Below are 9,094 nucleotides of genomic sequence, written 5' to 3' on the forward strand. Positions count from 1 at the left end.
GGGCTACTTCACCACGTAGCCACGCATGATCGCCATGATGGCGGCGACGCTTTGCGCCCGGGTCCGCTCTGGGTGGTACGTCTTGCGGTCCAGGCCCACGACAAAACAGGCACCGAAGACAGCGGTCTCCAGGCTGCCGCGGGACAGGTCCGGGTCCACGGGGTACTTGGCCGCCACGGCCTCAATCGCCGCGCCAATCACTCCGAGGAGCGGGCCTCGAAGCTCGGCGAAGGTATCCTGCCACTCACTCGGCGTCCGCCAGCTCTCGCTCATCCACAACCTCGCGAAGGAGGGGTACTCCGCCATGAAGTCCATGGCCTGGCCGATCATTTCGTCCATCGCCCGCAGCGGGTCCGCGGATTCGTCCCTAACGCTGAGCAGCCGCGCCATGAGGATGTCCACCCCGTGCCGGAGCAGCTGGGCGATCAGATCAGACTTGCTGCCGAAGTTGTAATACACCGTGCCCTTGGAGACGCCGGCGGCTGCCGCAATCTCGTCAACCGTCACGCCCGCGGCCCCGCGCTCGCCGATCAGCTCCATCGACGCGTCGAACAACTTCTGTTTGGTCGCGTTGGTGCGCCCGGGCCGGAGTTTCTTGGCTCCCTCGGCGTCAGGCGCCGCGGCCGCGTGTGGCGTGGTGCTCATACGGCGATCTCCGGCTTCAGGGTCTTGAGGGTCCAGAACTTGTGCTTCCGGACGGCGACGGCGGACATTGCCAGTCCCAGCAAAGTGTAGCCAACCATGCCCAGCATGACGGGCAGGATGCTGTCCAGCTCGGCCCCGTAGATCAGGTGCCGCATGCCGTTGACCACATAGCCCATCGGCAGGAGTTGGTGCACCACGTGCAGCGGCTCCGGCGTGGTCTGCCAGGGGAAAGTGCCGCCCGAGGAGACCAGCTGCAGGACCAGCAGGATCAGCACCAGCAGCTTGCCGGGCGAGCCGAGCAGCGCCACGACGCCCTGGATGATCGCGCTGAACGCCATGGCGGCCGCGAGCATCAGAACCCACATCAGCACCGGGTGGGCGGGGTTGAGGCCGAGCCCGACGTCCACCACGAGGGTCAGCAGGCTGGCCTGCACCGCGGCGACGGCCAGGAAGGGCAGCCAGCCGCCGACGGCGATCTTCCACGTCGGCGCGTTGGACGCCAGGGCTCGCTGGGTGACCGGACGCATGGCCTGAACCAGCATGAAGACACCGATCCACAGCGCCAGGGTGAGGAAGAACGGCGCCAGCCCGGCGCCGTAGGAACCGGCCTTGGCCTGCGAGACGTTGCTGACGGCGACCGGGTCGGCCATGACCTTGGCGACGCTGTTCTTCTGCGCGTCGTCCGGGTTGGGGACCTTGCCGGCGCCCTTGGCGAGTTCGTCGGCGAGGGTGCCGGCGCCGTCGGATGCCTTGGCCGCGCCGCTCTCCAGCTGCGCCGCGCCGTCGTCGAGCTGTTGCGCGCCCTGGGCGAGTTTCTCCGCCCCGGCCAGGGCGTTCTGCTGGCCGGCGGCCAGGTCCGCGGTGCCGGCAGCGAGCCGGTCCGCGCCGGTGGAGGCTTGCCCAACGGCGCCGCTGAGGGCAGGGGCCGCCCCGGCCAGCTGCGCGGCCCCCGCGCTGACGGCGGCCGAGCCGTCCGCGAGTTGCTGGACCTGGGCCGCGGCGCCCTTGAGGGCAGCCGCCGTCCCGGTGGGCGGGGCCGCAGCGGCGGAGTCGTAGTCGGCGAGGATGGCGTCAGCCTGCGTCTGGGTGATCGCCCCGGCCGCCAGCAGCCGGCCGTTGGAGGCCACCACCCGGCTGCGCTGGGCCTGTGCTGCGGCCTGTTCCGCGGATGCCAACTGCCCCGCCATGCCCTGCAGCTTGGCGTTCAACGCGGCGTTGCCGGCCGCCACCTGGGCGGCACCGTCGGCCAGGCGCTGTGAATCAGCGGGCAGCGCGGCGGTCTTGTCCTTGAGCTGGCCCAGCCCCGCGGCGAGCTGTCCGGCTCCGCCGCTTACCGCGTTCGCGCCGTCGACGAGCTTGCGCTGGCCGGCCACCAGTTCACCGGCGCCGCTCTTGAGCCCGGAGGTGCCCTGATGCAAAGTGACCGCGCCGTCGTGGAGCGACGACACCCCTCCGGAAAGGTCCCGGGCACCGTCGGAGGCCTTGAGCATCTGGGAATGGATGGTGCCGAAGCCGGTGAGAAGCTGGTTGGCGGTTTCCTCGCCCACCTCCTTCGCGACCGTGCTGTGGACGGCGGTGGTGAGCTTGTCCACGATCGTGCTCAGCAGGTAGTTGTTGGCGTCGTTGGTGGTGACGTTCAGCATGGCCTGGTTGGCGGCGTCGAAGTTGCCGGGCGACGCCAGGTTGGCGGAGAAATCCTTGGGGATCTTCAACGCGAACGCGTACTTGCCGCTGCTCACGCCCTCGTCCGCGGCCTCCGCGCTGGCGACGGCCTGCCAGTTGAAGACGTGGCCTGCCACGAGGCTGTCGGCGACCTTGCGGCCGGCCTCCAGCCGGGTGCCGTCGGCCGCGCCGGCGCCGGTGTCCTCAACCACCAGGGCGGCGTCGATCTGGTCCAGCCTGCCGTAAGGATCCCAGTTCGCGTACAGATACACCGCGCCGTAGAGCAACGGGACGAGCGTCAGCGCAATGATGGTCAGCTTCGGCAGCAGGCCGCCGGTCATTCGCTTGAGTTCTGAGCGGGCCAGCCGCAACACGGTCATCGGGCGTCCTCGGTTTCGAAGTGAAGGTGGCTAGCCGTGGCCGGCGTTGCCTCCGGGGCCTCCGGAGTGCCTGTGGCCGCCGGTGCCGGGACGGCGTTGCCGATGTCCGCGACTGGACCGGTCCAGCCCGGCGGCACGGCGCCAACGGTGGCGACGACGGCGAGCGGCCGCCCGCCGTCGTACGCCAGCTCCTGCAGGCGCGGCAGCCAGTCGGCCGGATCGGCGCTGTGACGGTCGGGCGAGTCCACCACCAGCAGGTCGGTGCGCGGATTGGCGAGGGCCAGGGCTGTCAGGAGCTCCAGGCGCCGGTCCGCGGGCAGGTCCTCGACCCAGCGCCCGGCAATGTCCTCGAAGCGGTTGACCTTGAGCCAGGGCGTGCTGAGCAGCGCGCCCCGGAAGCGGCGGGGAATCAGGGCGAGGTCCTCGGTGACCAGGTCCCGGACGCTCAGGTGCTGTTCCGGCTCGTTCACGCCGGGCGCGTCGACGACGGCGCTCGCCTGCCGGAGGTGCTTGATCCGGGTGGCGCCGTCCCACTCGACGGTGCCGGCGGAGGCCTTCATCCGGCCGCTCAAGGTCAGTGCCAGCGCGGTGCGCTGGTCCTGGCGGTTGCCGGTGACAAGCAGCAGCTCGCCCCGGGCGGCCTGCAGCGAGGTGGGCGGGAGCAGGAAGTCCCGCCGGCCCTTCACGTGGAGCTGTTGAACGCGGAGCAAGAGGTGCCTTTCGCAGAAATGATCTGCTTCAAGGCTAACTGAACTGACTGGTCAGTTCAAATAAGTGCGGGGGGGGGTGGCCCCTAGAGCCCGTATTCCTCCAGTAGCCGCAGCCACACCTCGCTGATCGTGGGGTAGGACGGAACGGCGTGCCAGAGCCGGTCCAGCGGGACTTCGCCGACGACGGCGACCGTCGCCGCGTGCAGCAGCTCGGCAACGTCGGGACCCGCAAAAGTCGCCCCCAGCAGTACCTTGCGGTCCTCGTCCACCACCAGCTGGGCCCAGCCCTTGTAATGCTCGGAATGCAGCGAGGACCCCGCCACCTGAATGGGAAGCTCGACGGTGGAGGCCCGGTAGCCGTCCTTCTCGGCCTGGGCCAGGCTGCGGCCCACGTTTGCCAGCTCGGGGTCGGTGAAGACCACATTGGGCACGGCGTGCTCGTCCGCGGTGTGGGCGTAGCTGCTCCACGGCGCCGGCTCGCCGTTCAGGGTGCCGCTGGCGCGGGCGGCAATCGCGTCGCCGGTGGCCCGGGCCTCGTATTTGCCCTGGTGGGTCAGCAGCACCTTGCCCGCGGCGTCACCGACGGCGTAGAGCCACGGGGCGCCGTCGTTCTCTGCCGCTCCCAGGACCAGGCCGCTCGCGTCCGTCCGGAGCCGCAGTGCCTTTCCCTCTTCGGCGGCCAGGCCCACGCTCTCGAGTCCGATTCCTTCCAGTGCGGGGTGCCTGCCGGTGGCGACCAGCAGCTTGTCCACCGTGATGCTGCCGCCGCCGTCAAGAGCCAGTGTGAGCGAGCCGTCGTCGTTCTCCTGCACGCTTTTGGTGCCGGTGTGGAGGTGGAATTCGACACCGTCGGCGCGCAGCCCGGCCTGGACCAGCTCGGCCGCCGGTGCCGGGAACGCGCCGAGCAGCCCGCGGCGGGCCACCAGCGTCACGGCGGCCCCGAGCCGGGCGAAGGCCTGAGCGAGTTCGGTGCCGGCCACCCCGCCACCGAGCACGCCGAGCCGCGGCGGGATCTCCCGGGCCGACGTGGCCTCGCGGGTGGTCCAGAAGTCGACGTCGTCGAGGCCCTCCAGCGGCGGGATGCTCGGGCGTGACCCTGTGGCCAGGACGACGGCGTGGCGTGCCGCCAGCACGTAGTTGTTGCCGTCCAGACCGGCGACCTCCGCGCGGCGGGGGCCGGTGATCCAGCCGTGGCCGCGGATCAGGTCGATCCCGGTGTCCTCCACCCATTTGACCTGGCTGTCGTCCTGCCAGTTGGAAGTGAAATAGTCCCGCCGCTTCAGGACGGCTGCGGTGTCGAGTGTCCCGGTGACTGCTTCCTCGGCGCCGGGCACGGTCTGGGCGCCGTGCAGTGCTGTGCCGGGCCGGAGCAGGGCTTTCGAGGGCATGCAGGCCCAGTAGGAGCACTCGCCGCCCACCAATTCCGCCTCCACCAGGACGACGCTGAGCCCGCCCCGCACCACACGCTCGGCGACGTTCTCGCCCACCGCGCCGGCCCCGATCACGATGACATCGAATTCACGCTCAATCTGTGCCGTCATGGCAACAGCCTAACCCTGCCGGAAATCGGCACCGCGGGGGCTGGCACTGCGGCGGCAAGCGCCGCGGCGCCGTCGCGGATTGGAAGGAAGGAACCGGCGGCAGCGGCCGGCGAAACGGGATACGGCCGGGAAACAAAAAATCCGCACCGGCCGGGCCGGTGCGGATCTTCGTTTACTGCTCTTTGGTGCGCCCAGAGGGATTCGAACCCCCGGCCTTCTGTTCCGTAGACAGACGCTCTATCCAGCTGAGCTATGGGCGCATTCGCGGCTCTTTGGGAACTTCTCGCTCCCCGAACCTCGAATTACTTTACGCGAGGTCGGCCCGTTGTTCCAAATCCGCAGCCGTGTAATCTGCCCGACTAGACCGGTCTACGTGACCTTAATCACAGTTTATCCAGTCGCCGAAGTTACGAAACCTTGAATTTCCGGGGTTTTTAGATTCCGGTCGCGCAGTCAACCCGCATTTGGTCCTGAAAATGAAGCCTCCGCGAGACCTAGCATTTAGGACACACCACTGAACCCGAGGAAGGGAACCGTAATGGGCGATCTGGCGCGACTGCCGCTGCTTGAGAAAGCACCCACCACTCATGCTGGACTGCTGGCGTGGGTCGAAGAGGTAGCTGAACTGACCCAGCCGGACCGGATCCACTGGGTTGATGGTTCGGAAGAGGAAAATACCCGGCTCACGGATGAACTCGTGGCGGCCGGCACCCTGACCCGGTTGAACGAGAAGCTGTTCCCGAAGTCCTTCGCGGCGTTCTCGGACCCAGCCGACGTCGCCCGCGTCGAAGAGCAGACCTTCATCTGCTCCGAGAACGAGCGCGACGCAGGCTTCACTAACAACTGGATGGCCCCGGCGGAGATGAAGGAGAAGCTGCGCGGACTGTTCAGCGGCTCCATGCGCGGCCGCACCATGTACGTCATCCCGTTCGTCATGGGCCACCTTGATGCAGAGGACCCGAAGTTCGGCGTAGAGATCACGGACAGCGCCTACGTGGTGGCTTCCATGCGCATCATGGCCACCATCGGCAGCGAAGTCTTGGACAAGATCACCGCCACCAACGCCTTCTACGTTCCGGCCCTGCATTCCCTGGGCGCGCCGCTGGCCCCCGGCCAGGCTGACGTCGCCTGGCCGTGCAACCCGGACAAGTGGATTGTGCACTTCCCCGAAGAGCGGTCCATCTGGTCCTTCGGCTCCGGCTACGGCGGCAACGCCCTGCTCGGAAAGAAGTGCTACGCCCTGCGCATCGCCTCCGTGATGGCCCGCGACGAGGGCTGGCTGGCCGAGCACATGCTCATCCTGAAGCTGACCTCGCCGGAGAAGAAGAACTACTACATTTCCGCGGCCTTCCCCTCCGCGTGTGGCAAGACCAACCTCGCCCTGCTCGATCCCACGATCGAGGGCTGGAACGTCGAGACCCTCGGAGACGACATCACCTGGATGCGGATCGGCAAGGAAGGGGAACTGCGCGCCACCAACCCGGAGGCCGGCCTCTTCGGCGTCGCCCCGGGCACCGGGTGGGGTACCAACCCGAACGCGATGCGTGCCATCGCCAAGGGACACAGCATCTTCACGAACGTCGCCCTCACGGACGACGGCGGCGTGTGGTGGGAGGGCATGACCGACGAGGTCCCGGCGCACCTGACCGACTGGCAGGGCAACGACTGGACGCCAGCGTCGGACAAGCCTGCCGCGCACCCCAACTCCCGCTTCTGCACCCCGATCTCCCAGGTCGATATGCTCGCCGAGGAATACTTCAGTCCCGAGGGCGTGGAGCTTTCCGCGATCCTCTTCGGCGGTAGGCGCAAGACCACGGTTCCGCTGGTCACTCAGGCCCGTAGCTGGACCAACGGCATCTTCATGGGCTCCACGCTTTCCTCGGAGACCACCGCCGCGGCTGCCGGCCAGGTCGGCGTGCTGCGGCGCGACCCGATGGCCATGTTGCCCTTTATCGGCTACGACGCCGGCGACTACCTGAAGCACTGGATCAGCGTCTCCGGTAAGGCCAACCCTGAGCGGCTGCCGCACATCTTCCTGGTCAACTGGTTCCGCCGCACTGCCGACGGCGGTTTCGCGTGGCCCGGCTTCGGTGACAACGCCCGTGTCCTCAAGTGGGCCATCGAGCGCATCGAGGGCAAGGCAGACGCCATCGAGACCCCCATCGGTTTCGTGCCGGCCGGGCACTCGCTGGACCTGACCGGCCTGGACCTGACCCACGCCCACGTGGAGGACGCCGTGCGCGTGGACCGCGCGGAATGGGACACCGAGCTGGCCTCCATCGAGGAGTGGTACGCGAAGTTCGGCGACTCGCTGCCGGACGCGCTGCGCTCCGAGCTGGAAAGCCTGAAGGAACGGATGGCCACGCACTAGTCTGCGGCTGAACGAACGACGGCGGCCGCGCAACCTTCGCAAGGTGCGGGGCCGCCGTCGTTGTCTCACCGATTGCTCCGCAAGTGGCCTTTTGAACCCTGATAAGGGCTCCTGCGGAGCAATGGATGCCCAGGTCAGTTAGCGAGCCAGATGTCCGGGCCGAAGACCTCGTAGTGGATCTTGGTGGCCGGGATGCCGGCGTTGATGGCTTCGTTGCGGATGTTCTTCATGAACGGCAGCGGGCCGCACAGGTACAGCGAGGCGTTGGCCGGGAGGTCCACTTCGCGCAGCGACATGAAGCCCTCCTTGGTTCCGGCCACGGGCTGCTCCAGCCAGAGCTGGAGTTCGGCGCCCTCGAGGCGCTCGACGTCGTCCGTCATCTGGTCGCGCAGGGCCCAGCTGTCCAGGCTGCTTTCCGCGTGCAGGACCAGGACCTGTCGGTCCGAGCCGGACTCGGCGAGGGAGCGCAGAATGGACGCGGTGGGCGTGCAGCCGATGCCGGCCGAGGCCAGGACTACGGGGCCGTCGCCCTCCTTGAGCGTGATTTCGCCGTACGGGTTGGAGATTTCGAGGATGTCGCCGACCTCCACGGTGTTGTGCAGCACGGGGGAGACTTCGCCGCCGTCGTCTTTCTTGGTGGTGAAGCTGCGGCTGGTGCCGGCGTCGCCGGACAGCGAGTACTGGCGGACCTGGCGGAGGCCGTCCGGGAGGGTGACCTTGACGCTGACGTATTGACCCGGAAGCGCGGGGGTGATTGGGGTGTCGTCGCCCGGTTCCAGGGTGAAGGTCATGGAGCCGGTACCGGCCGGGGTCTTGGCTGCCACTTTCCAGGGCGTCCACATCTTGCCGTTGGCCTGTGCGGCGTAGAGGCCCTTCTCGAGCTTGATCAGCGCGTCGGCCATCAGCCAATAAACCTCGGTCCACGCTTCGGCGATTTCCGGGGTGATGACCTCGGCCAGGTCCTCGGCAATGGCCGCGAACAGGTGCTCGTAGACCACCTGGTACTGCGGTTCGGTGATGCCGAGCGAGGCGTGGCGGTGGGCGATGCGTGAAAGCACGGTTTCCGGCAGGGTCCCCGGGTGGCTCACGAGGTGGCTGGCGAAAGCGGCGATGCTCCCGGCCAGGGCCTGCTGCTGGTTGCCGTTGCGCTGGTTGGACCGGCTGAAGAGCCCGTCCAGCAGTTCGGGGTGGGCGGCGAAGAGCCGGGCATAAAACTTGGGGGTGATCTCGCCGATCCGGGATCCGACCAGCGGCAGGGTGGCCTCGATGACGGGGAAGGACTTGTCCGAGAGCATTGCTGACTCCTGAGATAGAGGTCCGGGGTCTTCAACCGGACCGTTCCGAAATACTTGCATTTGAAATACGAGTATTTATGCCTCAGTTCTACACTTCGTAGAAAAGCTGCGCAAATCGGTGACGGGGCATCGCGCTGGCAGGTTGTGGCCGCTACAGGCCGGGGCGCAGGCCGATCGCCTGAAAGACGGGATTCATCTGCCGCGAGGTGGGCAGCGACGCGACGACAATGTCGTCAAGCTCACGGTAAAACGCCTCGCGGGCACGGCCCAGGGCCCCGCGGAGCCGGCACTCGTTGATCAGCGGGCAACTGCCGCCGGCGGCGACGCAGTCGGCCGGGTCGGTTCGGGTGTCCAGCGTTCGCAACAGCTGCCCCACCGTGGCGGTGCGGCCCGCGCCGCTGAGCCGGGAGCCCCCGTTGCGGCCGCGCACGACGTCGATCAGGCCCAGTTCCCGCAGCTTCGCCATCGCCTTGCTGACGTGGTTGTAGGG

The 9,094-nt window shown here is 68.0% G+C and carries 7 protein-coding genes and 1 tRNA gene; 1 reads left to right on the forward strand and 7 read right to left on the reverse strand.

The annotated features are described in order from the left end of the window. Positions 1-3: 3 nt before the first annotated feature. The 5 genes from AB4Y86_RS05720 to AB4Y86_RS05740 all read right to left on the reverse strand — a co-directional run bounded on the left by AB4Y86_RS05720 (position 4) and on the right by AB4Y86_RS05740 (position 5,198). Positions 4-645: a TetR/AcrR family transcriptional regulator gene (locus AB4Y86_RS05720; protein ID WP_441400881.1), complete on the reverse strand. Its 642-nt coding sequence runs from the start codon at positions 643-645 to the stop codon at positions 4-6. Further along, the gene (locus AB4Y86_RS05725) at positions 642-2,687 is read right to left on the reverse strand and encodes a YhgE/Pip family protein (RefSeq protein WP_441400883.1); all 2,046 of its coding nucleotides are present in this window, start codon (positions 2,685-2,687) and stop codon (positions 642-644) included. The genes AB4Y86_RS05720 and AB4Y86_RS05725 overlap by 4 nt, the downstream gene beginning before the upstream one ends. Further along, positions 2,684-3,397: an ABC transporter ATP-binding protein gene (locus tag AB4Y86_RS05730; RefSeq protein WP_441400884.1), complete on the reverse strand. Its 714-nt coding sequence runs from the start codon at positions 3,395-3,397 to the stop codon at positions 2,684-2,686. The genes AB4Y86_RS05725 and AB4Y86_RS05730 overlap by 4 nt, the downstream gene beginning before the upstream one ends. An 83-nt stretch (positions 3,398-3,480) precedes the next feature. Then, positions 3,481-4,938 (reverse strand): dihydrolipoyl dehydrogenase family protein, encoded by a 1,458-nt coding sequence (locus tag AB4Y86_RS05735; protein ID WP_441400886.1) that lies wholly within the window; start codon positions 4,936-4,938, stop codon positions 3,481-3,483. A 183-nt stretch (positions 4,939-5,121) separates the two neighbouring features. Continuing rightward, positions 5,122-5,198, reverse strand: a tRNA-Arg gene (locus AB4Y86_RS05740). Between the two features lie 278 nt (positions 5,199-5,476). On the opposite strand from AB4Y86_RS05740, the gene AB4Y86_RS05745 reads away from it, so the two are divergent. After that, positions 5,477-7,309, forward strand: coding sequence for a phosphoenolpyruvate carboxykinase (GTP) (locus tag AB4Y86_RS05745; protein WP_441400888.1), 1,833 nt, complete (start codon positions 5,477-5,479; stop codon positions 7,307-7,309). Positions 7,310-7,443: 134 nt separating this feature from the next. Here the strand turns inward: AB4Y86_RS05745 and AB4Y86_RS05750 are convergent, their stop codons facing one another. After that, positions 7,444-8,604: a globin domain-containing protein gene (locus tag AB4Y86_RS05750; RefSeq protein WP_441400890.1), complete on the reverse strand. Its 1,161-nt coding sequence runs from the start codon at positions 8,602-8,604 to the stop codon at positions 7,444-7,446. 151 nt (positions 8,605-8,755) lie between these two features. Further along, positions 8,756-9,094 (reverse strand): RrF2 family transcriptional regulator (locus AB4Y86_RS05755; RefSeq protein WP_441400892.1); only part of this gene is annotated, 339 nt, incomplete at its 5' end.

Source organism: Arthrobacter sp. 2YAF22_2, assembly GCF_052114645.1.
In the GTDB taxonomy this organism is placed as follows: Bacteria; Actinomycetota; Actinomycetes; order Actinomycetales; family Micrococcaceae; genus Arthrobacter.